Origin of the sequence: Rhodovarius sp. (assembly GCF_040399605.1) — a bacterium.
In the GTDB taxonomy this organism is placed as follows: domain Bacteria; phylum Pseudomonadota; class Alphaproteobacteria; order Acetobacterales; family Acetobacteraceae; genus Rhodovarius; species Rhodovarius crocodyli_A.
The window spans coordinates 1-24,948 of sequence record NZ_JBBARU010000023.1; the positions used below are offsets into that span (position 1 = coordinate 1).

Here is a 24,948-nt window from a genome sequence, read left to right on the forward strand (position 1 = left end):
ATCAGCCGTCGGGCATTCAAAACTCTGCCCGTAAAGGATCTCATTCTCCAGGAAAATCACCGGATTAGGATCCCGAATGGCCGCCCGCAGCAGCCCGCGCGCATCAGCAGCCGACCAAGGCGCCACCACCTTCAACCCAGGGCAATGCGCATACCAGCTGGCATAGCACTGGCTATGCTGGGCCGCCACGCGCGCCGCCGCGCCATTGGGCCCACGAAACACGATGGGGCAGCCCATCTGCCCGCCCGACATATACAGCGTCTTGGCCGCAGAGTTCAGAATATGGTCGATGGCCTGCATCGAGAAATTGAAGGTCATGAACTCGACAATCGGCCGCAGCCCGGTGAAGGCCGCACCCACCGCCATGCCGGTAAAGCCATGCTCGGTGATGGGCATATCCAGCACCCGCTTGGGCCCGAACTCCTCCAACAAACCCTGGCTGATCTTATAGGCGCCCTGATACTGGCCCACCTCCTCGCCCATCAGGAAGACATCGGGGTTGGCGCGCATTTCCAAGGCCATGGCATCGCGCAGCGCCTCACGCACCGTCATGCTCCGGGTCGGGCCCCACTCCTTCTCCTCGGCCACAGATGCTGCGGCCGGAGCCACCTGCACCACAGGGGCCGCCACCGCAGCCACCACCGCCGGTGCCGCAACCGCCGCACCCTTGCCGCCATCCAGCTCGGCAAGGACGGAGTTCACCGCCACATTCTCTGTCCCCTCAGGCACCAGAATCCGGGTGATCACGCCCTCATCCACCGCCTCAACCTCCATGGTGGCCTTATCGGTCTCGATCTCGGCGATCACATCGCCCGAACGCACCGCATCGCCCTCTTTCTTCAGCCAGCGCGCCAGCTTGCCCTCGGTCATCGTCGGGCTCAGCGCCGGCATCAGGATTTCGACACCCATCTTACTTCGCCCCCTCAAGCAGAACATCGGTCCAAAGCTCGGCGGGATCTGGCTCGGGCGAGCTCTGCGCGAAATCGGCGCTATCCTGCACAATGGCCTTCACGTCGTCATCAATCGCCTTCAGCGCGGCCTCGCCCACCCCGCCATCGAGCAAAATCTTGCGCAGTGTATCAATGCAGTCGCGCTGCTCGCGCATTTTCTGCACCTCCTCGCGGGTGCGGTACTTCGCCGGGTCAGACATCGAATGCCCGCGATAGCGATAGGTCTGCATTTCCAGCACATAGGGCCCCAGCCCCGCGCGGCAATGTGCCGCCGCCCGCGCCGCGGCTGCCGCCACGCTGCGCACATCCATGCCATCAACCTGCTCGCCCGGGATGCCCCAGGCCGCGCCATTTTGCGAGAAATCCCGCGCCGCACTCGCCCGCTCCTGGCTCGTGCCCATGGAATATTTGTTGTTCTCGATAACAAAAATGCAGGGCAGCTTGAACAGCGCCGCCAAATTCAGGCTTTCATAAACCTGGCCCTGATTGGCAGCACCCTCGCCGAAATAGGCGGCCGCGATCTTGCCATCCGCACGATACCAATTGGCAAAAGCCAACCCAGCACCCAGCGAGACCTGCGCGCCCACAATGCCATGGCCGCCGAAAAACGCCTTCTCGGCGCTGAACATATGCATCGAGCCGCCCTTGCCGCGGCTATAGCCGCCCTCGCGCCCGGTCAACTCGGCCATCACGCCGCGCGCCTCCATCCCGGTGGCCAGCATATGGCCATGGTCACGATAGGAGGTGATGACCTGGTCGCCTGACTTGAGCTGCGACTGAATGCCCACCACCACAGCCTCCTGGCCGATATAGAGGTGGCAGAAACCGCCAATCAGCCCCATGCCGTAAAGCTGCCCGGCCTTCTCCTCAAAGCGACGAATGAGCAGCATATCACGATAGGCCGCCACCAGCTGGTCCTGCCCCAGCACCGCCCCGGCCTCGCCCGCCTTGCCGCCGCGCTTTGCGGGGCTGGGCTTGCCAGCCGTTTTTGCCGCTGCTTTTGCTGCAGTCTTTGCCATCTGGGCCATCCGGCTCTCCCTCGATCCTATGCGGATTTACGCCGGCGCCAGCATGGAAACAAGAGACTGCGCAGCGCAAAAACCCCTATGCTGCAACGCAAAACGCGGTTTAACCCAAATATGGTTAATCGTTTCGATCCAGCAAAAAATGAACACTCAAGAGGAACAACACGCCCAAACCCGCCGCCTCAGGCAGCCCGCCCGGCATGGCGGTGCATTAATACAGCCGCTGCCCCGGTGGGTAGGGCACCACAATTTCGGTCGGCTGGGAGAGGTTGAGCAGCGCCCGGGCGCGCTCCTCCAATTGGTCACGGTCCAGCCCATCGGCGCGCAAGCCATTCACCCGGCGCTGCACCGCGGCATTCTCAGCCCGCGCCGCCTCAAGCCCCAACTGCGCGGCCGCAATCTCCTCATACCGCCGCTCGCGCGCCAGGGTTCCGCGCTCACCATGGATGGTGTGCCAGACGAAAAACGACGCCACCGCCACAAAAACACCCGGCGCCAGCAATGATTTGAGACGGCGCTTCACGCCACGCCAGAAGGCCACCCTAAAACCCCCGCATCCACCCCCGCACAAAATCATCAAGACTAACGTTTTGCAAGCATCAATCCGCCAATTGATGCACAACACTCGCCCTTTGATGCGAAACTCGCCTTTTGCGGCGAAGGTGGATCAACCGCGCAACACTGCGCGCCCGGCATAGCGCGCCGTGCTGCCCAATTCGCGCTCGATCCGCAGCAGCCGATTATACTTGGCCAGCCGGTCCGAGCGGGAGAGCGAGCCGGTCTTGATCTGCCCGCAATTGGTCGCCACCGCCAAATCGGCGATGGTGCTATCCTCGGTCTCGCCCGAGCGATGGCTCATCACCGCCGTGTAATGCGCGCGATGGGCGGTCTCCACCGCCTCAAGCGTCTCGGACAAGGTGCCGATCTGGTTGACCTTTACCAAGATGGAATTGGCCGTCGCCGTCTCAATGCCGCGCTTGAGGCGGGCGGTATTGGTCACGAAAAGATCATCGCCCACCAACTGCACCTTCGCCCCCAGCCGCTCGGTCAGCAGCTTCCAACCGGCCCAGTCATCCTCGCTCATGCCATCCTCGATGGAGATGATCGGCCATTTCGCGCAGAGTGCTGCCAGGTAATCCACCATGCCGCCGGCATCGAGCGTCTTGCCCTCGCCCTCCAGCTTATAGAGACCGTCATGGTAGAATTCGGTCGCCGCGCAATCGAGGGCGAACATGATATCGCTGCCGAGCTTATGCCCGGCCTTCTCGCAGGCGGTGGCGATAAAGCCCAAAGCCTCATCGGCCGAGCCGATATTGGGCGCAAAGCCTCCCTCATCACCCACATTGGTGTTGTGGCCGGCCGCATGCAGCGCCTTCTTCAGCGCGGCGAAGCACTCAGCGCCAATGCGAATCGCATCCGAGCAGGTCGCAGCGCCGACCGGCATGATCATGAATTCCTGGATGTCGATGGGGTTATCGGCATGCTTGCCGCCATTGATGATATTCATCATCGGCACCGGCAGGGTGGCGGCAAAGGCACCGCCCACATAGCGATACAGCGGCAGCCCATGATCCGCCGCCGCCGCCCGCGCCACCGCGAGGCTCACCGCCAGCATGGCATTGGCCCCCAGCCGCGCCTTATTTGCGGTGCCATCAAGGGCGATCATCGTCTGGTCGATCAGCAATTGCTCGGCCGCATCCATGCCGCCAATCGCATCCAGAATTTCGCCCTCAACATGGCCCACCGCCGTGAGCACGCCCTTGCCACCATAGCGGGCAGGGTCACCATCGCGCAGCTCAACCGCCTCATGCGCGCCGGTGGAGGCGCCCGAGGGCACCATGGCATGGCCACGCGCGCCGCTTTCCAGCAGCACCTCCGCCTCAACCGTGGGGTTGCCACGGCTATCGAGCACTTCAGTGGCTGTGATATCGGTGATGATGCTCATATTGTCCTCGGCGGAAAGTTTCCCGCGCTTAGGACGCCACGCTCGGCTGGGCAAGGCCTGCGGCCATGCTGGGAACAAACGCTATCGCCGGCGGCGCCGGGGCGGTGGAACCGCGCACCACCAGCTCGGCCAGCATGGCCTCCATGGCCCGCGGCGCCCCGGGCTCGCTGCGCTGGTCCAGCTCGGCGAGCAGAATTTCCGCCGCGCGCTCACCCATCCGATGGAAGTCCACTCGCACCGTGGTCAAGGGCGGCGCCATCAGATCCATCAGCGGCAAATCATTAAAGCCGGTGATCGAGAGCCGGTCAGGCACGGAAATACCCATCTCCCGCGCCGCATCATAGGCGCCAGCCGCGATGAGATCATTGCCACAGACCAGCGCCGTCATCTCCGGCGCGCGGGCCAGCAGCGCGCGGGTGGCGGCCTGCCCCCCGGCACGGTCAAAACTATGCGCCTGCTCCACCAGATCCGCATCCAGCCCGGCCGCGTGCATATGCAGCTCAAAGCATTCGCTGCGCACGGTATCGGCAATGAGGTGAGCAAACCCGCTGACATAGCCAATGCGGCGATGCCCCAAGCCACGCAGATGGTTGAGCACCAGCCTAATACCCATCGCATTATCAGGCACCACCGAGGCCAGGCCAGGCAGCCCCCGATTGATCAGCACATAGGGAATATTTCGCGCGCGGGCGAGTTCGATGCAAGGGTCAGGCAGGCCCAGCGCCGTCGCCAGCATCAGCCCTTCCACCCGGCGGGCGGCCAATTCCTGCACCATATCGAAAGCCGCATCGCCATCGCGCCCCGGATCAGCCACGATGAGCGCAAACTGCTCCCGCGCGAGGGCCGCGACAGCGCCGGCCAGAATGGGGGTAAAGACCGGGTTGGCGATCCCCGGAACCAGGGCCCCCACCAGACGGGACCGGCCGGAGCGCAGCGCCGCCGCCGCCGTATCGGGCCGATAACCCAGCCGTTCAGCCTCGGCGATGATGCGCGCCGCGACCTCGTCATTCACTAAGTTTCGCGTGCGGTCATTCAGCGCACGAGATGCGGCGGAGGGATGAACCCCGGAGGCCTTGGCCACTTCGCGCAATGTGATGATCATGCCGATTGCATATCAGCAAATTGATCACTTTGGAAGAGTTTTGTAGATCATTATTTCGTGAGCAATAAATTATCCCCGCCCGCCTGGCATCACCCCAGGCCAATCTCTACCCGATTGCGCCCCGCCTCCCGCCGATACGCCATAGACACGCTGAAACGCCGCACCAGCGCCAGGCCACGCCCACCAATCGCGGAGGTATCAAGATCCACCGCCAGCTCCGCCTCAGGCTGCGAGCATGGGTCAAAAGCCGGGCCGTCATCCTCAACAATCAGCCGCAGCGGATCGGCAGAAATGGTGACCCACACCCCCACCCCAGGCCCGCCAAGCGAGCCATGCAGCAGGATATTGGCCACCATCTCCTCCATACACAGATCCAGCGCATAGGCCTGGGAGGGCGCGAGGGCGAGGCGCTCCGCCACCCCCTGCGTCCAGGCAACGAGTTGATCCAACGCCGCCGGCTCAGCGATGAAAGCCAGGCTGGCGGCAGGCTCCGCCATCCTCAGCCCGCAGCCGCGCCCAGGGCGAGTTGCTCCGCCGCGGCCAGATCATGGCTGACGGGCACGAGCTGCGACGTTCCGCTGGTCACCAGCACCGCCTCGACATCGCCCTGCGGCCGATACAGCACCATCCGCCCCGCCTTGCCGCGCATCGCCTTGGCCGCGAGCAGCAGCGTGCGCAACCCCATCGAGGCCATAAACGTCACCGCCCCCATATCCACCACCACCGCCGCACTCGAAGCCGCCACCGCGCTGAATTGCGCATCAATCCGCGCCGCACCCTGAATATCGAGCCGCCCGACCAGGGTGATCATCATCACACCCGAAGGCTGCATCGCAAAATTGATTTCCATGGTCGAGCATCCCGCTAAATAAGGGAATTGGCTTACCACGCCTGAAAACGGTTTCAACGACACTATGATGACAGTGCTGGCGCATTCCCCCCAGCCGGACTATCCATAGAAGCATGCGGCGCCGTTCCCCACGCCTGAGAGCCCTCCGCCTGGCCCTGGGCTGGCTCCTCGGCAGCGTCGCCGCCCTGGCCCTCGCTTTGGCCCTCGCCCTCTGGGCCACCCTGCCCAAACCGCATGAACAACTCCAACTCGGAGGCCTCACCGCCCCCGTCGCCATCAGCCTCGACGCACTCGGCATCCCCCGCATCACCGCGCAGAATGAGTTGGACGCCGCCACCGCCATAGGCTGGCTGCATGCGCGCGACCGGATGTTCCAAATGGAACTCATGCGCCGCGGCGCCAGCGGCCGCCTGGCCGAAATCGCCGGCGCCCCCGCCCTGCGCGCCGACCGTTTCACCCGCACCCTGGGCCTGGCTGACCGCGCCACCGCCGATCTCGCCACCCTCTCCCCCGAAACCCGCGCGCTGCTCGATGCCTATGCCGCTGGGGTAAATGCCCGCATCGCCCAGCGCGGCCGCTTCATCGCCCCCGAATTCCTCGCCCTCGGCACCCCCGAGCCCTGGCGGCCAGAGCATTCCCTGCTCTGGGGCAAGGTGATGGGCCTGTGGCTCTCCGGCAATTGGCGCAGTGAGATCGAGCGCGCCCAACTCGCCCGCAACCTCGATGCCGAGCGCCTCTGGCAACTCTGGCCCGCCGATACCTCCCCCGGCCTCCCCGATCGCCTGGCCGACCTCTCCCCCCTCCTCCAACACTTCCCCCGCTTCGGCGAGGATGCCCCCCTGCCCGCCTCCGCCAGCAATGCCTGGGCGCTGGATGCGCGCGCCAGCGGCAGCGGCGGCGCCATGCTGGCCTCAGACCCGCATCTGGGCTTCGCCGCCCCCATCCTGTGGTACCTCGCCCGCATCGAACTCCCCGCCGGCCAATTCCGCGCCGGCGCCACCAGCCCCGGCGTGCCAATGATCGTCATCGGCCGCAATGAGAGCCTCGCCTGGGGCTTCACCACCACCCATGCCGATACCCAGGACGTCTTCATCGAGCGCGAGATCGACGAAACCCACTACGCCACCGAAGACGGCCCCCGCCCCTTCACCACCCGCGACGAATTGATCCGTGTCCGTGGCGCCCCCCCCCAAGTGCTGCGCATCCGCGAAACCCGCCACGGCCCGGTGCTCTCCGACCTCGAAGACCCACGCCCCCGCAACGGCACCGCCCTCGCCGTCGCCATGGCCAATCTCGCACCAGAGGACAGCGCCGCCGAAGGCCTGCTCATGCTCAACCGCGCCACCTCGCTCGCCGCAGCGGGCGAGGCCGCCGCCCGCATCACCAGCCCCTCGCAAAACCTCATGGTGGCCGAGCGCGCCGGCGGCATCGCCATGTTCATCACCGGCCGCATCCCCCTCCGCCGCGCCGGCGAGGGCGCCATCCCCGCCCCCGGCCATGATGCCAGCCATGATTGGCAGGGCTTTATCCCCTTCGACCAATTGCCCCACCGCATCGCCCCCGAATCCGGCCAGCTGGTCAATGCCAATAACCGCGTGACCCCGCCCGATGCCCCGGCCTTTCTCGGCCGCGACTGGCCGGGCGATTGGCGCTTCCGCCGCATCCACGCCATGCTCGATGCCAATCCGCGCCCCGATGCGGCGGTGATGGCCGGCATGCAGCGCGACGCCACCTCCCCCCTCGCCCAGGCCAGCCTGCCCCTGCTGCGCGGCCTCACCCTCACCGGCCCCGCCCGCATCGCCCGCGAACTCCTCACCGCCTGGGATGGCGAAATGGCCGCCAACCAGCCCCAACCGCTGATCTGGAACGCCTGGGCGCGGCGCTTCCTCGCCCTGGTGCTGCGCGAGGCCGGCGTGCCGGAAAGCGCCGCCTCGCCCGAATTCCTCGCCTTCCTGCTGGCCGGCAATGCCCCGCTCTGGTGCGCCAGCCCCGATTGCGCCCCCCAGGCCGCCCGCGCCCTGGAGCAGGTGATGGCCGAACTCACCCCCACCCATGGCCCCGACCTCGCCGCCTGGCGCTGGGGCACCGCCCACCCCGCCATCTTCGAACACCCGCTGCTGCGCGCCCTGCCCGTGCTGCGCGACCTCACCCGCCTCTCAGCCCCCAGCGCCGGCGATGGCCAAACCGTGCTGCGCGCCACCCCCCAGGGCGGCATGGCGGGCCATACCAGCTTCACCAATAGCCATGGCGCCGGGCTGCGCCTGGTGGCCGACCTCGCCACCACCGATGGCCTGCTCGCCATCACAGCCACCGGCCAATCCGGCCACCCCCTCTCCGCCCATTGGGGCGATATGCTGCCGCTCTGGCGCGACGGCACCATGCCGCGCCTCTCGCGCGAGCCTGCCACCATGCTGGGCCGGATAGAGCTTCGCCCCTGATGCAGCCGGTCATTCTGGGCCTCTTGGCCAGCTTTGTTGGGTTTTCCTCCTCCTTCGCCGTGGTGCTGCAGGGCTATCTCGCCATGGGTGCCACGCCGGCCCAGGCGGCCTCGGGGCTCACCATCATCACCTTCTGCATGGGTGCGCTGGGGGCCTGGTTCAGCTTTCGCACCCGCATGCCGGTGGCCATTGCCTGGTCCACCCCCGGCGCCGCGCTGCTGGTGGCCAGCCTCGCCCCCGCCGGCGGCTTTGCCGCCGCGGTGGGCGCCTTCATCATCTCTGGCCTGCTCATCATGCTGGCCGGTCTATGGCGGCCACTATTGCGCGCGGTGGAGGGCATTCCCGGGCCCATCGCCAATGCCATGCTGGCCGGCGTGCTGCTCGATCTCTGCGTCTCGCCCGCCCGCGCCGTGGGAGTGGTACCATGGATAGCCCTGCCGGTGGTGCTCACCTGGCTCATCATGCTCCGCCTCGCCCGGCTTTGGGCGGTGCCCGCCGCCGTGGTGGTGGCAGCGGGGCTAGTGGCGGTGCTGCTGCCGCTGCCGCCCGGTGCCTTCAGCGGCGCAGCACCCCGGCTGGAATGGGTCTGGCCGGTTTTCGAGCCGGCAGCGATTCTGGGCATTGGCGTGCCGCTCTTCCTCGTCACCATGGCCTCGCAGAATGTGCCCGGCATCGCCGTGCTGAGCGCCTTTGGCTATCGCCCCAAAGCCGGCCAGGTCTTCCTGGCCACAGGCGCTGCCAGCGCCGCGGGCGCGCTGGTGGGCGGGCAGATGATCAATTTCGCCGCCATCACCGCCGCCATGTGTGCCGGCCCCGAATCGCACCCCGACCCCAAGCGCCGCTGGGTCGCCGCCTTCGCCAATGGCTGCGGTTATATGGCGATAGCCCTGGCGGCGGGCCTCGCGGCCGCGGCGGTGGCCGTGGCCCCCCCAGCCCTGATTCAGGCCGTGGCCGGCCTGGCCCTGCTGGGCAGCATGGCCGGCGCCCTGCGCGCGGCGGTGGAGGATGAGGGATTGCGCATCCCCGCCGTGCTCTGCTTCGTCACCTGCGCCTCGGGCCTGAGTTTTGCCGGCGTGGGCCCTGCCTTCTGGGGGCTTTTATCCGGCCTCGCCGCCGCGGCGGTGCTGCGGCGGCCATAATGTCCAAGGCATAAAATCCTTGTGTAAATCCGTCTAATTTCCTATAACGAGCGGCCCAGCCGAAAGGAGCCGCCCATGCTGCACCACCACCCCACCACCGGCAAAACACGCCTGGCAGGCAATTTGTCCGAATACGACATATTCGACACCACGCTGAAAAACCTCAAAATTCCATCGGCTCCCGGCCGCGCTCCAGCAGCCGCAGCCCAGCGATGATCGCCACCCCCGCGCCACCCGCCAGCCAGGCAGCCAATCCCGGCGCCATCCGGCCAGGATGCATCCCATCGATCGCGATCATCGCCATGACGCCGAGAATCAGCCCCAAACCCACGCTCACCAAAGCCAACCCAATGCGCTGCAACATGGCACATCTCCTTCGGGATGCCGTGTGGATGGGCGAAGCGGCAGGAAGCCGCCCGACAAAAGGCGATTTCATGGCATTGCGCGCGGGCCAAGCTTCGGGGAATGTCGGCTCACCCAACAAAGGAGACACTCCATGAGGAATTTCTGGCTCGCCGCCGCCTTCTGCGCGGTCACCGCCCCGGCCCTGGCGCAAGCCCCCGCCGCCCAGCCGCCCTTGCGCTGCGGCGTGGATGGCACCTTCGCCCCGCATGCCTTCCCCGCCCTCTCCGGCGGCGTGCAAGGCTTCCAGATCGACCTCTTCCGCGAAGTCGCCCGCCGCATGGGCCGCGAAATCGTGATCGATTCCGCCTCCTTCTCCGGCCTCATCCCCGCGCTGAATGCCGGCCGCTATGATTTCCTCTGCGCGCCCACCACGGTCACGCCCGAGCGCGCCGCCAGCCTGCTCTTCACCGAGGGCTATCTTTTTACCGAATTGCAATTCGGCATCCGCCGCGGCACGCCGCCCATCCGCTCGGATGAGGATCTGCGCGGGCGCACCATCAGCGTGAACAAGGGCACGCCCTATGAAAGCTGGGGCAATGCCAATCGCGAGCGGCTGAACCTCACCATCCTCGCCTTCGACACCCAGCCCGATGCGGTGCAGGCGGTCATCCAGGGCCGGGCCTATGCCAATTTGTCCGGAAACACCGTGGTGCGTTATTCCGCCAGCCGCACCCCGCAATACGTGGCCGATTACATCCTGCCCGGCACCCGCTTCCATTGGGCCACCCCCTTCCGCCAGGACAGCGGTGCCATGCGCAATGTGGTGGAAGATGTGCTGACCTGCATGAAGCGTGATGGCACCATCGCCCGCCTCTCCGAGCGCTGGTTCGGCAGCCGCCCCGCCGCCGACCAGGCCGAGGTGACTGAATTCCCCGGCTATGGCCCGCCCGGCCTGCCCGGCTTTGACGCCACGCCGCAAAACCCGAGCTGCAGCTGATGACCAGCATGGCGGCCAGGGCGCCATCTAAAGGCCATGGCCGCCATGCCGGCGGATGGGCGCGCGCATGAGCAATTGGGACAAATTCCTCGACAGCTTCTTCAACGCGCGCGTCGCGGCAGAATACCTGCCGAAAATCATTGATGGCTTCTGGCTGACCATCCTGCTGGCCGCCTGCGTCATCGCCACCGGCCTCTTCGCCGGCCTCGTCCTCGCGGTGCTGCGCGCCATGGGCATCCGGCCGCTGAACTGGCTGATCATTTTTACCGTTGATCTCTTCCGCGCCCTGCCGCCTTTGGTCATCATCGTGCTGATCTTCTTCGGCCTGCCGGGCCTGGGGCTGGAATTCTCCGGCTTCGCCGCCGCCTGGATCGCGCTGTCGCTGGTGCTCATGGCCTTTGCCGAGGAAATCTACTGGGCCGGCATCACCTCCGTCCCCAAAGGCCAATGGGAGGCCTCGCGCTCCCTCGGCCTGCCCTTTCTGGTGACCTTCCTGCTGGTGATCATGCCGCAAGCCATCCGCCTGGTGATCCCGCCGCTGACCAACCGCACCATCGCCATCACCAAGGGCACCGCACTCGCCTCGGTGGTGGCGGTGCCCGATATTCTGGGCGCGGCGCAAGCAGGGGTCTCCTTTTCCTTCAACCCAACACCGCTGACGCTGGGGGCCGCGGCCTACCTGCTGCTCTTCCTGCCGGTGGTGATTCTGGGGCGCTGGGTGGAAACCCGGTTCGCGTGGAAGCGATGAACGATTTTCTCGAAGCCTTCTTCTCCTGGGAGATTCTCAGCGAGGCCTGGCCCATCCTGCTTGATGGCCTAGGGCAGACCCTGCTGCTCTCGGCCATCGTCATCCCGCTGGGTGCGATGGGCGGCCTCACCCTCGCTTTGCTCTCAACGGCGAAAAGCCGCTGGGTGCGCTGGCCGCTGATCGCCTATGTCGATGTCTTCCGCGCCCTGCCGCCCCTGGTGCTGCTGGTCTTCGTCTATGCCGGCCTGCCCTTTGCCGGGCTGGAGGTCTCGGCCATCGGCGCGGTCGCCATCGGCTTCTTCCTCAATACCGGCGCCTATTACGGCGAGATTTTCCGCGCCGGGCTGGAAAGCGTGCCCGCTGGCCAGGCCGAGGCAGCGCGCGCCCTGGGCCTGAAACGGCCGCAGATCATGGCCCTCATCGTGCTGCCCCAGGCGGTGCGCAACGTGCTGCCGGACCTCGTCTCCAACACGCTCGAAGTGGTGAAACTCACCTCCATCGCCTCCGTCGTGGCCATGCCAGAACTACTTTTCCAGGCCCGCCAAGCGCAGAGCGTGACCTATAACGCCACGCCCATCATGGCCGCCGCTGTGGCCTATTTCATCCTGCTCTGGCCCTTGGTACGGCTGCTGAGCCGGCTGGAAAACAAGCAGCTTGCCAGCCGGCGGTAACTTAGCCTGGCGCCGTCACGCCTCAGCGAATGGCGTAAACATCGTAGCGCGGCCCCTTGGGCGGCCGCTGGCCCACACCCACCGCCAGAATGCGGTTCATCCAGGCCAAGTCCGCCGCGCCGGTCTCAAAGCGCAGCGCCACGCGGAAATAATAATCGGCGGGCGGCACCGCCTCGCCACGGCCCAGGCGCTCCAGCACATCAGGCGCGCCGGTGCGGATGCCGCTATAGCTGACATAGACCAAGCTGCCCGAGGCCGCCTTGATGGTGAAGCGCACATCCATATGCGCCGTGCCATCGGGCTCCAGCCGGAGCCAATCCGCCGCCGCCCCGGGCAGCAACTCGCCTTGCAAAGCGGGGCCGGTGATGGTGCCCCCGGTGACCGGCACGATGCGCAATCCAGCGCTGACCGATTGCGGCGCGCCGACATCGAGATCCATGGTGAAAAGGTATTCGGTGGTGAGAGGCAGGGCCTGCATGCTGGTTCTCCATTGACCAGAGGATAGCCTGCCGGCCCAGCCTCCGCCGGGCAAGCCTGCGGCCGCGGGCTTGCCCGGCGAATAAATAACCCCCCAAGGATGCAGCCCTTCCATGGCCTGCGGCGTTGCCTCTGTGCATCACCGATCGGAAACGCCATGGCTCTCAGGCAAAACCCCGCCCCGCATGGGGCATCGTGGAAAATTCTGGCCTGCGCGCTGGCGTTGCTCAGCCCGCCAGCCCTCGCCCAGCATGGGCAGGGAAGGGGGCCGCCGGACAACCAGCACGGCCGCGCCTATTCGCCGCGCGGCTATGGCGCCCCGGGCTGGCATGGCGGCGAGTATTGGCGCGGCCATGAAACCCGCCGTGGCTACGGCCCGCCGGTGATCGCAGCGCCCCTGCTGGGGCTCGGCCTGGGCGCGCTGCTGGGCGGCGCGCTGCTCGCACCGCAGCCGCAATATGTCACGCCGCCGGGCGTCTATTACCCGCCCGGCGGCAAGCCTGGTGGCTATGGCGGCCCGCCGCCCAGCTATTACGGCTATTGAACCCTCAACCGCAAAGGCATCCTTCCATGCGCATGCTCTCCAACCGCCTTCTGGTCACCATCGCATTCGGCCTGGCGCTGCCGCTGAGCGCCATGGCCCAGCCCGCAGCCACACCCGCGCCGCGCGGCGAGGAGGGAGGACACCATCGCGGCCGTATGGCCCGCCCAGATCGGGCGGAGACCACAGCCGAGCAGCGCGCAGCGCGGGTTGAACGGCATCTGAGCGAATTGCGCGGCCGGCTGCGCATCACCGCGGCGCAGCAGCCACAATGGGATGGCTTCGCCACCGCCACGCGGGACAATGCGACGGAAATGCATGCGCGCTTTGAAGCCCGCGCCGCCAGGCTGCCCAGCATGGGCGCGGCAGAGAACATGGTCGATTTCGCCGAGATCTCGCAACTCCATGCGCAGCAATTGGCCCGCCTCGCCACCAGCTTCACCACCCTCTACGCCGTGCTGGCGGCAGACCAGCAGCGTGACGCCGATGCGCTATTCCGCCGCAGCCATGGGCCTGGCGCCATGATGGGACGCGGGGACTCACCGCGGCGGTAGCAGGGGCGCCAGCCGGGCCATCGCCCAGGCGCCCAGCAGCGGCCCCGGTGCCAGCAGCATGAAGGCGAATTCCCAGCCCAGCGCCGGCCCCGCCCAGGCCATCAGCTGGATCGCCGGCACGGTGAGCAGAAACCCCATACAGGTTTGCGCCGTGAGCATGGTGCCGGAGAGTTCGGGGCGGGCGCAGAGCACGGTGCAGGCGGAGAATTGCGCCGAATCCGCCACCGCACTCGCCCCCCAGAGCAGTGCCAGCGGCAAGACCAGCCCCGGCAGCCAGGCCGAGGCCGGGCCGATCAGCGCGGCGCAAAGCCCTGAGAGCGCCATGGCAGCCGCCGCCATGGCAGCGCGGTTGAACCTATCCGCCAGCAGGCCCAAGCCCACACAGCCCAGCGCCCCCGCCCCCAGCACCAGAAAGACAAAGGGCCCCGCCGGCCGCATCCCGCCGGCCTGGGTGAGAAAGACGCCAATCCAGGCCCACATGGCGTAGAGCTCCCACATGTGTCCGAGATAGCCGGCATTGGCCAGGCGCAGCCGCCTATCGCGCCAGAGTTCCAGCAGGGCGGCGGGGTTAAACGGCGGGCGGCGGCCCAGCAGCGGACCGGGGCGAAATGCCAGGATGATCAGCCCGCCCAGGAGTGCCAGAACCCCGGCGGCGCGATAGGCCAATTGCCAATCCACCCCGCCCAGCAGCCAGGGAAGCAGATGCGGCAGGCCCGAACCCAAGGTCAGCGCCCCCACCAGCAGGCCGATCAAAAGGCCGAGATCGCCTTTTGCCCAACTCGCCGCCAGCTTCATCCCCACCGGATAGACCCCCGCCATGCAGGCCCCGGCCAGCGCGCGGAGGACAAAACTCTCCCACCCCGCCGGCGCCAGAAGGGATTGCAGCAGCGCGCAACACCCCGCCAGCATGGCCGAGCCGGCGAAGAAGCGGCGCTCCGGCCAGCGATCCGCCAGCCCCAGCACCGCCGAGACCAAGGTGCCGGCAACAAAGCCGAGTTGCACCGAGGCGGCGAGCCAGCCGGCCTCGGCCGAGGAGATGCGCCCCGACGCCAGCAGCCCCGGCGCGGCGGCCGTGCCGGCAAACCAAACAGAGAGCGGCAGCACCACCGCGAGGCATAGGATGGAAAGTTGGAGCGGCTTCATCCGGTCAAATGCCGCCGCCGCCAGCGCGCCCATAGCCCATCCACCGGGCCGGCAAGCATGGAGGTGGCCCAAAGCCCCCCCGCGGCCAGCACAATGGCAGGCCCCGCCGGCATATCGGCCCAGAAGCTGATGGCGAGCCCGGCCAGCACCGCCAACACCGCAATGGCACAGGCGGCATAGACGATGCCGCCCACATTCATCGCCCAATGCCGCGCGGCGATGGCGGGCAGCATCATCACCCCCACCGCCATCAAGGTGCCCATGGCGGCGAAGGCGGCCACCAAATTCAGCACCAGCATGGCGAGAAAGCCCAGATGCCAGGCGCTGCCCCGCGCCCCAACCGCCTGGCCAAAGGCAGGGTCGAAGCATTCCAGCACCAGCGGCCGCCAGGCGAGTGCCAGAAACAGCCAGGTGAGGCTCGCAGTGCCCGCCATCAGCAACAGGGCTGCATCATCCACCCCCAGCACCGAGCCGAAGAGCACCTGGGTGAGTTCCACCGCCGAGCCGCGCCAGGAGAGCAGCGCCACGCCCGCGGCCAGCGCCACCAGATAAAGTGCCGTGAGGCTCGCATCCTCCCGCCCGCCGGTGGCACGCGAGAGCGCACCGGCGCCCAGCACCACCAAAAGCCCCGCCGCCATGCCGCCCGCCGCCAGGGCAGGCACCGAAAGCCCGGCCAGGATAAAGCCCAGCGCCACACCCGGCAGCATGCCATGGGCCAGCACATCGGCGGTGAGTGACATCCGGCGCAGCATGAGAAACACGCCCAGCGGCGGCGCCGAGAGTGCCAGGGCGAGGCCCCCCACCAGGGCACGGCGCAGGAAACCGAACTCGATGAAGGGCATGCTGGCGAGGTCGGGCATGGCGCGGTTCTACCGCCAGATGCCCGGGTTTGGCGATGCCGCTTGGGGCTTTGTTAACCCGGCCGGCCGCATAGGGATGCATAGACCACGTGTCATAAGGATCCATCATGCCGCCCTGGCCCCTCTCCCTCCTCCCCTCTGGCGCGCGGGCCACCATGCAGGCGGTGATGGGCGCGCATGCGGTGCTCACCTGCGACATGCAGGGCCGGGTGATCGACGCCAATCCCACGCTGCTGGCGCTGCTGGGCTATGGGCGGGAGGAGATGTTAGGGCAGAACCACAGCATGTTTTTGGCCCGTGGCGAGACGACGGAGCAGCTGTGGGCCCGGCTGAATGCCGGGCAACACCAAAGCGCCATCCTGCGCTATGCGGCCAAGGGCGGGCGGGAGCTTTGGCTGCAGGCCAGCCACTGCTCCGTCGCCAGCGGCGGCGCGAGGCCGGTGCGGGTGGTGATAATCCTGCAGGATGTGAGCGAGAGAGAGCGCCAATGGGCCGAGGCGCAGGGCCAGATTGCCGCCCTGGGCCGCAGCCAAGCGATGGTCGAATTCGACCTGAATGGCAATATCCTCGCTGCCAACCAGAATTTTCTGCAGATCATGGGTTATCGGCTGGAGGAGGTGCTGGGGCAGCATCATCGCATCTTCCTGCCCGAGGCGGAGGCAGCAGCACCTGCCTATGGCGAATTCTGGCAGGCGCTGGGGTTTGGCCAATTCCAGCGCGCGGTGTTCCGGCGCATTGCCAAGGACGGGCGGGAGGTCTGGCTGCATGCCATCTACCACCCGATTCTCGACCGCGAGGGCCGGGCCTGCAAGGTGCTCACCCTCGCCTCCGACATGACGGCGGAGATGCAGGCCAGGGATCATCTGGCCCGGCTCGGCCGCGATGTGGATGCAGCCCTGGGCGGGGTGTCCAGCGCGGTCAGCCTCACCAGCGCGCGGGCGAGCGGGGCGGTGGAGGCGGCGCGGGCCAGCTCGGTCAATGTGCAGGCGATGGCGGCGGGGGCGGAGGAATTGGCCGCCTCGGTGGCTGAGATCGGCCGGCAGATCGTCGATGCCTCGCGCTCCACCGCGGCGGCGACGGAGGAGGCCCGCCGCGCCACTCAGATCGTGACCGATCTGGTCAATGCGGCGAACCGCATCAATGAGGTGGTCAGCCTGATCACCGATATCGCCGGGCAGACCAATCTGCTGGCGCTCAACGCCACCATCGAGGCGGCGCGGGCGGGCGAGGCAGGCAAGGGCTTTGCCGTTGTCGCCAGCGAGGTGAAGGGCCTGGCCAGCCAGACGGGCCGGGCGACGGAGGATATCTCGGCCCAGGTGGGCCAGGTGCAGGCGGCGGTGAGTGGGGCGGTCAGCACCATCAAATCCATCGCCGATGCCATTGCCCGGATCAACACCATCACCAATACCATCGCCGCCGCGGTGGATCAGCAGGGCGGCGTCACCCGCGAGATGTCGGGCAATATGCATGGCGCGGCGAGCGCCGTGGAGCAGGTGGGCCGCAGCCTCGAAGAGATTGCCGAGGCCGCGACATCAGCCGATGCCAAGGCCAGGCAGGCCGCCGCCACATCGCGGGCCTTGGCGGCGTAGCATGCTCAGGCCGCGCGCTTCTCCTGCGCGTGGCGCAGCAAGGCGAGGCCACGGTAAATGCCATGCACCATCTTGCTATAGGGCATGACCAGGAAAAACCCGATCACCAGCCCCAGATGCAACGCCAGCAGCACGCCCATCGCGCCGGTGTGGCGCAGGCCCAGCAGCAGCAGGCCAGAGGCCGCGATCAGCCAGAGCAGCCCCAGCATGGCGTATTCGCCGCCCAGCAGCTTCTTCGCCACCGGCACCGGGTCCGTCACCGTCTTGAGCCAGAGCAGGCCGGTGGTGCCGATCAGCATGCCAATCCCACCCCAGAAGCCGAGTTGCACCGGCAGCGAGAGGAAGGCATGCGGCGATTTCCAACCCAGAAAGTGATGGAAAATCGCCCCTGTGGTGGTGGCGGCAAAGCAGAGCATGAAGCCGCCAAACATCGCCTGATGCAGCCAGCGCTTGGTGGCGGAGAAACTGTCATCGACATCATTGCAGCCATGGCCGCCGCCACCGAGATTGCGCAGGGTGAGGATGTCAAAGGCGGCCTCGGCCACCGGCGCGGGTGAGGTGATGGGCTTTTGCGCCGTGCCGCGCCAATAGCGCCGCGCGCCCTGGCCCATCGCCAGCAGGGCAAAGCCGAAGGAGCCTCCGGCGAGGGTGATGATGAGCCAATAGGGCACCACGCGGAAGAAGGCGCCCACGCCGCTTTGCGCGGTGTAGAGTGTGGCTGGGTCCGCCAGCGCCATGGTCAGCAGCAGCGCCAACACCGGCGCCAGCACCGCCACCGCAGTCACCAGCGTGCCATTGCGCTCGAACAACCCACCCATGCCGGCGGGCCAGGCATATTCGGCGTAGGATTCGGCGCGCAGCGTGGCGAATGTCTGGGGTATATTGATCCCGAAGGCATGCGGCGGCGCGTATTGGCAGGCGTGGTAGCAGCCCTTGCAGCCATGGCAGAGGTTGGCGAGGTGGGTGAGGTCGGCCCCGGTGAATTCACGGCGCATCGCCATGGCGGGGAAGACGGCGCAATAGCCTTCGCAGTAGCGGCAGGCATTGCAGATTTCCATCTGCCGCCGGGCCTCCACCACCGTATCAGTTTCGGACAAGTTTCGCGGCCTCCTCGCCTGCAATGCGGCCAAAGACGGTGCCGATGGTCATGCCAAATCCGGCGAGATAGCCCTGGCCCAGGATATTGCCGGCCATGATTTCGCCGCTGGCGAAAATATTGGCGCTCGGCTTGCCATCGCTCATCATCACCCGGGCGCGGTCATTCACCTTTACGCCGAGGAAGGTGAAGGTGATGCCCGGCGCGAGCGGGTGGGCGTGGTAGGGTGGCTGGTCGATCCGCCGCGCCCAATGGGTTTTTTCCGGGGTGATGCCCTGGGTGCGGCAATCATCGAGTTTGCCGCCCTGGAAGGTGCCGGGCTGCACGGCGGCATTGTAATCGGCCACCACTTTTTCCAGCTTGGCCGCATCCAGACCCAATGCCGTGGCCAATTCGCCAATGCTGTTGGCTTTGAGCGGCGGGAAGACGCTGGGCAGGTAGTCATGCAGCGCCTGGCTGTCGGAAATGGCGAAGGCGCGTTGGTTGGGCTGCTGGGCGATCAGCCGGCCCCAGATGGCGTAGCGCTTGGGCCAGACATCCTCGCCTTCATCATAAAAGCGCTCGACATTTTCGTTCACCACGACGGAATAGGGCACGCAGTCCAGCCGCATCGCCAGGCCGCCATCGCACATGGGCGAGCGGGCATCATTGGCCACAGCGTGAAACTGCGTGGCGTCGCCCACCTCCTGCACGCCCTGGGCGAGGAGGTTCTTCAGCACCGTGCCCTGGGCATAGGGCGTGCCGCGAATCTGGAAATTATCCGCCGCATCCCCCCAATATTGCCGCAGCCATTCGCGATTGGCCTGGAAGCCGCCGGCGCTGGCGATGACCGATTTGCAGCGAATGCGCTCAGGGAAGCCGCGCCAGGAGATGATCGCCTCGCGGGCGAAACCCTCCTCCAGCAAAATCTCCTGCACCTCGGTGTCGTAGAGGATTTCGATGCCGAGCTTTTCTGCGGTGCGATACAGCGCATTCACCAGCGCCTTGCCGCCGCCGAGGAAGAAAGCATTGGTGCGGCTGAGCGAGAGCGTGCCCGAGAGGCTGGGCTGAAACACCACGCCGCAATCGCGCAAAAAGCCCGGCGCGTGCTGGCTGGCGCGGATGGTCATCCGGGCCAGCGCCTCATCGGTGCGGCCGCCGGTCACCCGCAGCAGATCATCCCAGTATTCCTCCTCCAGATAGGAGTCGGTCAGCACATCGGTGGGTGCGGGGTGCAACGCACGCAGGTTGCGGGTGTGGCGGGAATTGCCGCCGCGCATGGTCTTGGGAGCGTGCTCGGCGATAATGACCGAGGCGCCGGCCTGGGCGGCCGTGATGGCGGCCGAGAGCGCGGCATTGCCACCGCCCACCACCAGCACATCCCATGTTCGTGTAAAATCAGGCATGGGCGTCCTTAGGCGGCACTGGGCGTGGCTGTCCAGCGGGGGGCCGCGCCAGCGCTAGGAGGGCGTGGCCCCCGAGGCGCGCACCACCGGCGCCCAGCGCGCGCCTTCGGCCGCGACGAAGGCGGCGATGGCATCCGCCCCCTTGGGTGCGAGCGGCACCACGCCCACGGTGGTAAAGCGCTCGGCCACCGCAGGCTCTGCCATGGCGGCGGTGACCGCTGCGTCCAGCTTCTCGGCAATGGCGGGCGAGAGCCCGGCGGGCCCTGCGATGAGGAACCAATTCGACGCGATCACCCCTGGGAACCCCGCCTGCACCGTTGTGGGCACTTGCGGCAGCGAGGCAACGCCCCTCTCGCTCGACAAGGCCAGCCCGCGCAGCGTGCCTGCCCGCACCGCCCCGCTATGCGCCGCCAGCGTGTCCCAAAGGCTGTCAGTATCGCCCGAGAGCACGGATTGCTGTGCCTCGCCCGCGCCACGGAAGGGCACATGCAGCATCCGGGCATTGGCCTGCATGCCAAACAGCACCCCGGCCAAATGCCCGGCCGAACCCACGCCGGAGGAGCCAAAGGACACCGCCTCGGGCCGCGCTGCGGCGGCCGCGGCATATTCGGCCAAGGTGGTATAGCGGCTATCGCCCTTCACCGCGCAGAGTAGCGGAATGCCGCCAAAGATCGAAATATAGGCAAAGCTGCGGGCCGGGTCGTAGTTCAGGTTGGGGAAGAGCGTGGGCGCCACCGCCAGCGGGCCGGTATTGGTCACCAGCAGCGTATAGCCATCCGGTGCCGCCTGGGCAGCAAGGCCGGTGCCCAGCGCGCCACCGGCGCCGGCGCGATTATCGATGATGAAGGGCTGGCCCAGCAAGCGCTCCAGCCGCTCGGCCAGGGTGCGCATGATAATGTCACTGGCACCGCCCGGGGCGTAGGGGTTGATCACCCGCACCGGCCGGGTGGGCCAGGCGGGCTGGGCGGAGACCGCGGCGGGGGCTGCGATGGCGGCGGCGAGGGCCGCGCGGCGGGTGATGATCATTGCCTTGCTCCTGGGCAGTGGCGCGGCCGAATTGGGCAGGGCCGGGGGCGGCGCGCCATCATGGCGGCCTTTGTGCTTTTCCAAGCGAATTGCGTGCCAGAGGGACGCGGCAGGCTCAGCGCCGCGTCGTGCCCGTAAGCCGGCCTTGCGCGTCATAATTGCGGATGGTGTCGCCACTCACATCGCTGCGGCCGATCATCCGCCCTTGGGCGTCATAATGGCGGGTGGTGTCACCGCTCACATCGCTGCGGCCGGATTGGCGGCCCTGAGCGTCATAATAGCGGGTGGTATTGCCACTGGTCTCGCTGCGGCCGCCCATCCGGCCCTGGGCGTCGTATTCGCGGGTGGTGCTGCCGTTGGTTTCCGCCCGGCCGACATTGCGGCCTTGGGAGTCATAATACCGTGTCGTGCCATTGGTGGTCTCGGAGCGGCCGACCTGGCGGCCTTGCGCGTCGTAATCGCGCTTGGTGCCATTCGCGCCCGGCGCCTGCCAGGAATAATCCGGCTTGCCCTGGCCCATGGCGCCGAGGGGCAGCAGGAGGAATAGGATCAGGATCAAATGTTTCATGATGCCGGATTGTAGCCAGCTTTATGGCAGCATTTCGACGATCACGACCTCTCTGGCGTCACGATCCTCCAATTCGCGGGTGGTGGGCACCGCCATGCGCCCCACCTCGCGCACCCGCTCGGAGGAAAAATACGCCCGGCCGGGATCAGCCATCAGCACCCGCGCCCCCTGCCCCGCCATGGCCCGCAGCCAGGGGGTGATGTGGCGCGCCATGGGCGCCTCATAGCAGACATCGCCGGCCAGAATCACATCCCAGCGGCAGGGCTCGCCCACCATATCCTGCAAGAGCGGGTGTAGTTGCACGCCATTATGTGCGGCGTTGAGCCCCATGGCGGCGACTGCCAGCGGGTCGATCTCGCAGGCCTCCACCAGCGCAGCCCCGGCCTGGGAAGCGGCAATGCCGGCCAGGCCGCAGCCGGCGGCGAAATCCAGCACCCGCAACCCCGCCACCGCCACGGCGCCGTCCAAGATCAGCCGCGCCAGCGCGATGCTGCCCGGCCAGGCAAAGGCCCAGAAGGGTGGTGCAATGCCCCGCGCATCGAGCCACGCCTCGGTGGCCTGCCAGATGGGGGTGATTTCGCTGGCCAGATGCAGGGCAATTTCCGGCACCAGCGCCGGGTGGCTGATGATTGTATGCTCGGCCACGAAGGCCTGCGCCGTCACCAGCGGCCGATCACAATGGCCAGCGCCACCGCCAGGCCGACATCGCGATTGGCCTTGAAGAGTGCGAGGCACAGCGCCGGATTATGGATGTCCAGCACCATCACCTGCCGCCCCAGCATGGCCGCTGGCAGCAGCAGCGCGGGGTAGTAAAGCCAGGAGAGCCCCCCCACCCAGCCTGCCGCTGCCAGCAGCAGCAGCGTCGCGCCATAGCAGGCGATGAGGAAAGGGCGTGTCGTCGTGGCAAAGCGCCTTGCGGTGGAGCGCACGCCAATGGCCGCATCATCCTTTCGGTCCTGATGGGCGTAGATCGTATCATAGCCTAAAATCCAGCAAAACGCCGCAGCATGCAGCAGAGCCGCGACAAAATTCCAGCTCTCGGCGGCGGCGGCATAGCCCAGCGTGGCGCCCCAGCCAAAGGTGATGCCCAGCACCGCTTGCGGGTAATCCGTCACCCGCTTGGCCAGCGGATAAAGCACCACCGGCAGCAGCGAGAGCGCACCGAGCGCGATGGACAGCCCATTGAGTTGCAGCAGCACCAAAAGCCCGATCACAGAAAGGCCGATGAGAAACCACAGCGCCTGGCGCGGCTTGATGGCGCCTGAAGCGATGGGCCGGCCACGGGTGCGCTCCACCATGCGGTCCAGATCACGGTCCCACAGATCATTCACCACGCAGCCCGCGCCGCGCATCACCAGGGCGCCCAGGGCAAAAAGCCCGGCCAGCCAAAGCCCACGCCCCCAGCCCGGCGCCGCCATCGCAATGGCCCAGAGCCCAGGCAAATACAGCAGCCAGGCGCCGATCGGTCGGTCCGCGCGCATCAGCAGCGCATAGGGCCGCCAGCCCGCCGGCAGCCGCGCGACCCAGCCCTGGGTTTGGATATCGGTATGGCCTTGCATGGCGGCGATGAATCGCGGATGGGTGGGCTCGTGTCCATCCCCCGCATCCACACCGATCTGCATCTGGCACCGGCGATGGAGATCCCGGCGACACCGGGCCAATTGCACCACCTGGGCGTGGTGCTGCGCCGTGGCGTGGGCGATGCGGTGCGGCTGTTCAACGCCCAGGATGGCGAGTGGGAGGCCGAGATCGCGGCCATGCGGCGCGAGCGGGGGATGTTTCGCCTCGGCGCGCAGCTGCGCCCCGGCGCTGCCGAACCCGAATTGACCCTGGTGGTGGCGGCGCTGAAGCGCGATGCGATGGATTGGGTGGTCGAAAAGGCGACGGAGTTGGGCGTCACTGCCATCCGCCCGGTGCTCACCCGGCGCAGCGTCGCCAGCCACGCCAATATCGAGCGCCTGGGCAGCATCGCCCGCGGCGCTGCCGAGCAATGCGAAAGGCTCGGCGTGCCGCGCATAGAAGCGGCCCTTGCCTTGCATAGCCTGCTGGATGGCTGGCGGGCGGGGCCGCTGCTGGTGGCGGCCGAACGCCGCGCAGCGCCGCCGCTTGCCGCCGCTATGGCCGGGCTGGCCGCCACCGCGCCACGCGCCCTTCTGGTCGGCCCCGAGGGCGGCTTCACGCCAGAGGAACTTGACGATCTGGCGGCGCGGCCCTTTGTATCTCTTTGCCGGCTCGGCCCCCGCATCTTGCGGGCGGAGACGGCGGCGGTGGCGGGACTGGCGGCGCTGCAGGCGTTGGCTGGTGACTGGGCCGAGTAGCAACCTGTTCGAACACAAAGGCCAGCCATGTCCAACCCCGGTGAAGCGGATCCGACGCCGATCGAGAGCCTGCGGCAATTGGCCGAATGGTTTGCCGTCGGCAGCAAGCCGCGCGCGGCCTGGAGCATCGGCACGGAGCACGAGAAATTCGGCTTTCACCGCGAAACCCTGCTGCCGCCGCCCTATGCGCCGAACGGCATCGAGGCGGTGTTGCAGGGCATTCAGGCGCGTGGCTGGGAGCCGATTATCGATGCCGGCCATGTGATTGGCCTCAAGGGTGCCGGCGCCTCAGTCAGCCTTGAGCCGGGCGGGCAGTTGGAGCTGTCCGGCGGCATGGTGGCCAATCTGCACGATGCCGATATCGAGTTGCGCGCGCATTTGCGCGATGTGCATGCCGTGGCTGCCCCGCTCAATCTCGGCTTCTCGCCCATTGGCTTTCACCCCATCGCCACGCGCGATTCCATGCCTTGGATGCCCAAGAGCCGCTACGCGATCATGCGCCGCTATATGCCCACACGCGGCCAACTAGGGCTGGATATGATGCTGCGCACCTGCACGGTGCAGGTAAATCTCGATTTCGGCAGTGAGGAGGATATGGCGGAGAAGCTGCGGCTCTCGCTGGCCTTGCAGCCACTGGCCACAGCACTTTTCGCCAATTCGCCGTTTTATGAGGGCAAGCCCTCGGGCTATCTCTCCGGCCGGGCATGGGTTTGGACCGATACCGACCCTGACCGCACCGGCATCCCCGCCTGTGTCTTCGAGCCAGGCTTTGGTTTTGAGCGTTTTGTGCAATTCGTGCTTGACGTGCCGATGTATTTTCTGGCGCGCGAGGGGCAGTTGCTCGATGTGGCAGGGGCCTCCTTCCGCGATTTCATGGCCCATGGCCTGCATGGCCACCACGCCACCATGAGCGATTGGGCGGATCATGTGACCACCGTCTTCACCGAGGTACGGCTGAAGCGGTTTTTGGAGATGCGCGGCTCGGATGCTGGCTCACCGGCCATGTTGCAGGCGCAACCGGCCTTCTGGGTTGGGCTGATCTATGATGACGCGGCGCAGAAGGCGGCCACCGCGCTGACCCGCGAATGGAGCTTGGAGGAGGTGCGGCAATTGCGCCTCGACGCGCCGCGCCAGGGCCTTGCGGCGCGGATCGGCGGGCGCTCGCTGCGCGAGGTGCGCCA

Annotated in this window: 26 protein-coding genes and 1 pseudogene; 10 read left to right on the plus strand and 17 right to left on the minus strand. The window is 67.1% G+C overall.

From position 1 onward, the window contains the following. The 7 genes from ABWP84_RS08325 to ABWP84_RS08355 form a co-directional block, all read right to left on the minus strand. A partial coding sequence (locus ABWP84_RS08325) for a pyruvate dehydrogenase complex E1 component subunit beta (protein WP_353211556.1) occupies positions 1–909 on the minus strand: 909 nt, incomplete at its 3' end. A gap of 1 nt (position 910) precedes the next feature. Beyond that, on the minus strand, positions 911–1,969 hold the full coding sequence (gene pdhA / locus ABWP84_RS08330; RefSeq protein ID WP_353211597.1) for a pyruvate dehydrogenase (acetyl-transferring) E1 component subunit alpha: 1,059 nt from the start codon (positions 1,967–1,969) through the stop codon (positions 911–913). A 217-nt stretch (positions 1,970–2,186) separates the two neighbouring features. After that, the gene (locus tag ABWP84_RS08335; protein ID WP_353211557.1) at positions 2,187–2,498 is read right to left on the minus strand and encodes a septum formation initiator family protein; all 312 of its coding nucleotides are present in this window, start codon (positions 2,496–2,498) and stop codon (positions 2,187–2,189) included. A gap of 144 nt (positions 2,499–2,642) precedes the next feature. After that, a complete protein-coding gene (gene eno, locus ABWP84_RS08340; RefSeq protein ID WP_353211558.1) occupies positions 2,643–3,920 on the minus strand; it encodes a phosphopyruvate hydratase in 1,278 nt (425 codons plus the stop codon). A 28-nt stretch (positions 3,921–3,948) separates the two neighbouring features. Further along, positions 3,949–5,022, minus strand: a complete 1,074-nt coding sequence (locus tag ABWP84_RS08345) for a LacI family DNA-binding transcriptional regulator (RefSeq protein ID WP_353211559.1) — start codon at positions 5,020–5,022, stop codon at positions 3,949–3,951. Between the two features lie 89 nt (positions 5,023–5,111). Continuing rightward, complete coding sequence (locus ABWP84_RS08350) at positions 5,112–5,519, minus strand: ATP-binding protein (RefSeq protein WP_353211560.1); 408 nt, start codon at positions 5,517–5,519, stop codon at positions 5,112–5,114. 2 nt (positions 5,520–5,521) lie between these two features. Further along, the gene (locus ABWP84_RS08355; protein ID WP_353211561.1) at positions 5,522–5,872 is read right to left on the minus strand and encodes an STAS domain-containing protein; all 351 of its coding nucleotides are present in this window, start codon (positions 5,870–5,872) and stop codon (positions 5,522–5,524) included. Positions 5,873–5,985: 113 nt separating this feature from the next. On the opposite strand from ABWP84_RS08355, the gene ABWP84_RS08360 reads away from it, so the two are divergent. Both ABWP84_RS08360 and ABWP84_RS08365 read left to right on the plus strand, forming a co-directional pair. Beyond that, the gene (locus tag ABWP84_RS08360; protein WP_353211562.1) at positions 5,986–8,310 is read left to right on the plus strand and encodes a penicillin acylase family protein; all 2,325 of its coding nucleotides are present in this window, start codon (positions 5,986–5,988) and stop codon (positions 8,308–8,310) included. After that, entirely contained in the window at positions 8,310–9,449 is a 1,140-nt protein-coding gene (locus tag ABWP84_RS08365) for a benzoate/H(+) symporter BenE family transporter (protein WP_353211563.1), read from the plus strand. Before ABWP84_RS08360 ends, ABWP84_RS08365 begins: the two co-directional genes overlap by 1 nt. A 163-nt stretch (positions 9,450–9,612) precedes the next feature. Here the strand turns inward: ABWP84_RS08365 and ABWP84_RS08370 are convergent, their stop codons facing one another. Next, positions 9,613–9,813, minus strand: coding sequence for a hypothetical protein (locus ABWP84_RS08370; RefSeq protein ID WP_353211564.1), 201 nt, complete (start codon positions 9,811–9,813; stop codon positions 9,613–9,615). Between the two features lie 132 nt (positions 9,814–9,945). On the opposite strand from ABWP84_RS08370, the gene ABWP84_RS08375 reads away from it, so the two are divergent. The 3 genes from ABWP84_RS08375 (at position 9,946) to ABWP84_RS08385 (ending at position 12,210) form a co-directional block, all read left to right on the plus strand. Next, a complete protein-coding gene (locus tag ABWP84_RS08375; RefSeq protein ID WP_353211565.1) occupies positions 9,946–10,791 on the plus strand; it encodes a transporter substrate-binding domain-containing protein in 846 nt (281 codons plus the stop codon). 67 nt (positions 10,792–10,858) lie between these two features. Beyond that, the gene (locus ABWP84_RS08380) at positions 10,859–11,539 is read left to right on the plus strand and encodes an amino acid ABC transporter permease (RefSeq protein ID WP_353211566.1); all 681 of its coding nucleotides are present in this window, start codon (positions 10,859–10,861) and stop codon (positions 11,537–11,539) included. Continuing rightward, positions 11,536–12,210 (plus strand): amino acid ABC transporter permease, encoded by a 675-nt coding sequence (locus tag ABWP84_RS08385; protein WP_353211567.1) that lies wholly within the window; start codon positions 11,536–11,538, stop codon positions 12,208–12,210. Before ABWP84_RS08380 ends, ABWP84_RS08385 begins: the two co-directional genes overlap by 4 nt. Positions 12,211–12,232: 22 nt before the next feature. Here the strand turns inward: ABWP84_RS08385 and ABWP84_RS08390 are convergent, their stop codons facing one another. After that, positions 12,233–12,688 carry a DUF3237 domain-containing protein gene (locus tag ABWP84_RS08390; RefSeq protein ID WP_353211568.1) on the minus strand — a complete coding sequence of 152 codons (456 nt, stop codon included), beginning with the start codon at positions 12,686–12,688 and terminating at the stop codon, positions 12,233–12,235. Positions 12,689–12,844: 156 nt separating this feature from the next. On the opposite strand from ABWP84_RS08390, the gene ABWP84_RS08395 reads away from it, so the two are divergent. Together ABWP84_RS08395 and ABWP84_RS08400 are read left to right on the plus strand one after the other, a co-directional pair. After that, positions 12,845–13,231 carry a hypothetical protein gene (locus tag ABWP84_RS08395; RefSeq protein ID WP_353211569.1) on the plus strand — a complete coding sequence of 129 codons (387 nt, stop codon included), beginning with the start codon at positions 12,845–12,847 and terminating at the stop codon, positions 13,229–13,231. Positions 13,232–13,257: 26 nt separating this feature from the next. Continuing rightward, positions 13,258–13,782: a Spy/CpxP family protein refolding chaperone gene (locus tag ABWP84_RS08400; RefSeq protein WP_353211570.1), complete on the plus strand. Its 525-nt coding sequence runs from the start codon at positions 13,258–13,260 to the stop codon at positions 13,780–13,782. Here the strand turns inward: ABWP84_RS08400 and ABWP84_RS08405 are convergent. Then, positions 13,768–14,958 carry an MFS transporter gene (locus ABWP84_RS08405; RefSeq protein WP_353211571.1) on the minus strand — a complete coding sequence of 397 codons (1,191 nt, stop codon included), beginning with the start codon at positions 14,956–14,958 and terminating at the stop codon, positions 13,768–13,770. The two genes, ABWP84_RS08400 and ABWP84_RS08405, sit on opposite strands and share 15 nt — an antisense overlap. Beyond that, positions 14,922–15,785 carry a metal ABC transporter permease gene (locus tag ABWP84_RS08410; protein WP_353211572.1) on the minus strand — a complete coding sequence of 288 codons (864 nt, stop codon included), beginning with the start codon at positions 15,783–15,785 and terminating at the stop codon, positions 14,922–14,924. Before ABWP84_RS08410 ends, ABWP84_RS08405 begins: the two co-directional genes overlap by 37 nt. A 107-nt stretch (positions 15,786–15,892) precedes the next feature. Here ABWP84_RS08410 and ABWP84_RS08415 point away from each other — a divergent pair, with 107 nt between their 5' ends. Then, positions 15,893–17,374 carry a PAS domain-containing methyl-accepting chemotaxis protein gene (locus tag ABWP84_RS08415; protein ID WP_353211573.1) on the plus strand — a complete coding sequence of 494 codons (1,482 nt, stop codon included), beginning with the start codon at positions 15,893–15,895 and terminating at the stop codon, positions 17,372–17,374. Between the two features lie 5 nt (positions 17,375–17,379). Here ABWP84_RS08415 and tcuB read toward each other — a convergent pair whose 3' ends face one another. The 6 genes from tcuB to ubiA form a co-directional block, all read right to left on the minus strand. Continuing rightward, on the minus strand, positions 17,380–18,471 hold the full coding sequence (tcuB, locus tag ABWP84_RS08420) for a tricarballylate utilization 4Fe-4S protein TcuB (protein WP_353211574.1): 1,092 nt from the start codon (positions 18,469–18,471) through the stop codon (positions 17,380–17,382). Further along, entirely contained in the window at positions 18,458–19,855 is a 1,398-nt protein-coding gene (gene tcuA / locus ABWP84_RS08425; RefSeq protein ID WP_353211575.1) for an FAD-dependent tricarballylate dehydrogenase TcuA, read from the minus strand. The genes tcuB and tcuA overlap by 14 nt, the downstream gene beginning before the upstream one ends. A gap of 54 nt (positions 19,856–19,909) precedes the next feature. Beyond that, complete coding sequence (locus tag ABWP84_RS08430; protein WP_353211576.1) at positions 19,910–20,881, minus strand: tripartite tricarboxylate transporter substrate binding protein; 972 nt, start codon at positions 20,879–20,881, stop codon at positions 19,910–19,912. A 115-nt stretch (positions 20,882–20,996) separates the two neighbouring features. Next, positions 20,997–21,449, minus strand: a complete 453-nt coding sequence (locus ABWP84_RS08435) for a hypothetical protein (RefSeq protein ID WP_353211577.1) — start codon at positions 21,447–21,449, stop codon at positions 20,997–20,999. A 21-nt stretch (positions 21,450–21,470) separates the two neighbouring features. Continuing rightward, positions 21,471–22,115, minus strand: a complete 645-nt coding sequence (locus ABWP84_RS08440) for a class I SAM-dependent methyltransferase (RefSeq protein ID WP_408904257.1) — start codon at positions 22,113–22,115, stop codon at positions 21,471–21,473. Continuing rightward, complete coding sequence (gene ubiA, locus ABWP84_RS08445; protein WP_353211579.1) at positions 22,109–23,008, minus strand: 4-hydroxybenzoate octaprenyltransferase; 900 nt, start codon at positions 23,006–23,008, stop codon at positions 22,109–22,111. Before ubiA ends, ABWP84_RS08440 begins: the two co-directional genes overlap by 7 nt. Here ubiA and ABWP84_RS08450 point away from each other — a divergent pair. Together ABWP84_RS08450 and ABWP84_RS08455 are read left to right on the plus strand one after the other, a co-directional pair. After that, positions 22,997–23,767, plus strand: a complete 771-nt coding sequence (locus tag ABWP84_RS08450) for a 16S rRNA (uracil(1498)-N(3))-methyltransferase (RefSeq protein WP_353211580.1) — start codon at positions 22,997–22,999, stop codon at positions 23,765–23,767. The genes ubiA and ABWP84_RS08450 overlap by 12 nt on opposite strands. A gap of 27 nt (positions 23,768–23,794) precedes the next feature. Then, positions 23,795–24,948 (plus strand): annotated as a pseudogene (locus ABWP84_RS08455) (glutamate--cysteine ligase); the annotation flags it as partial.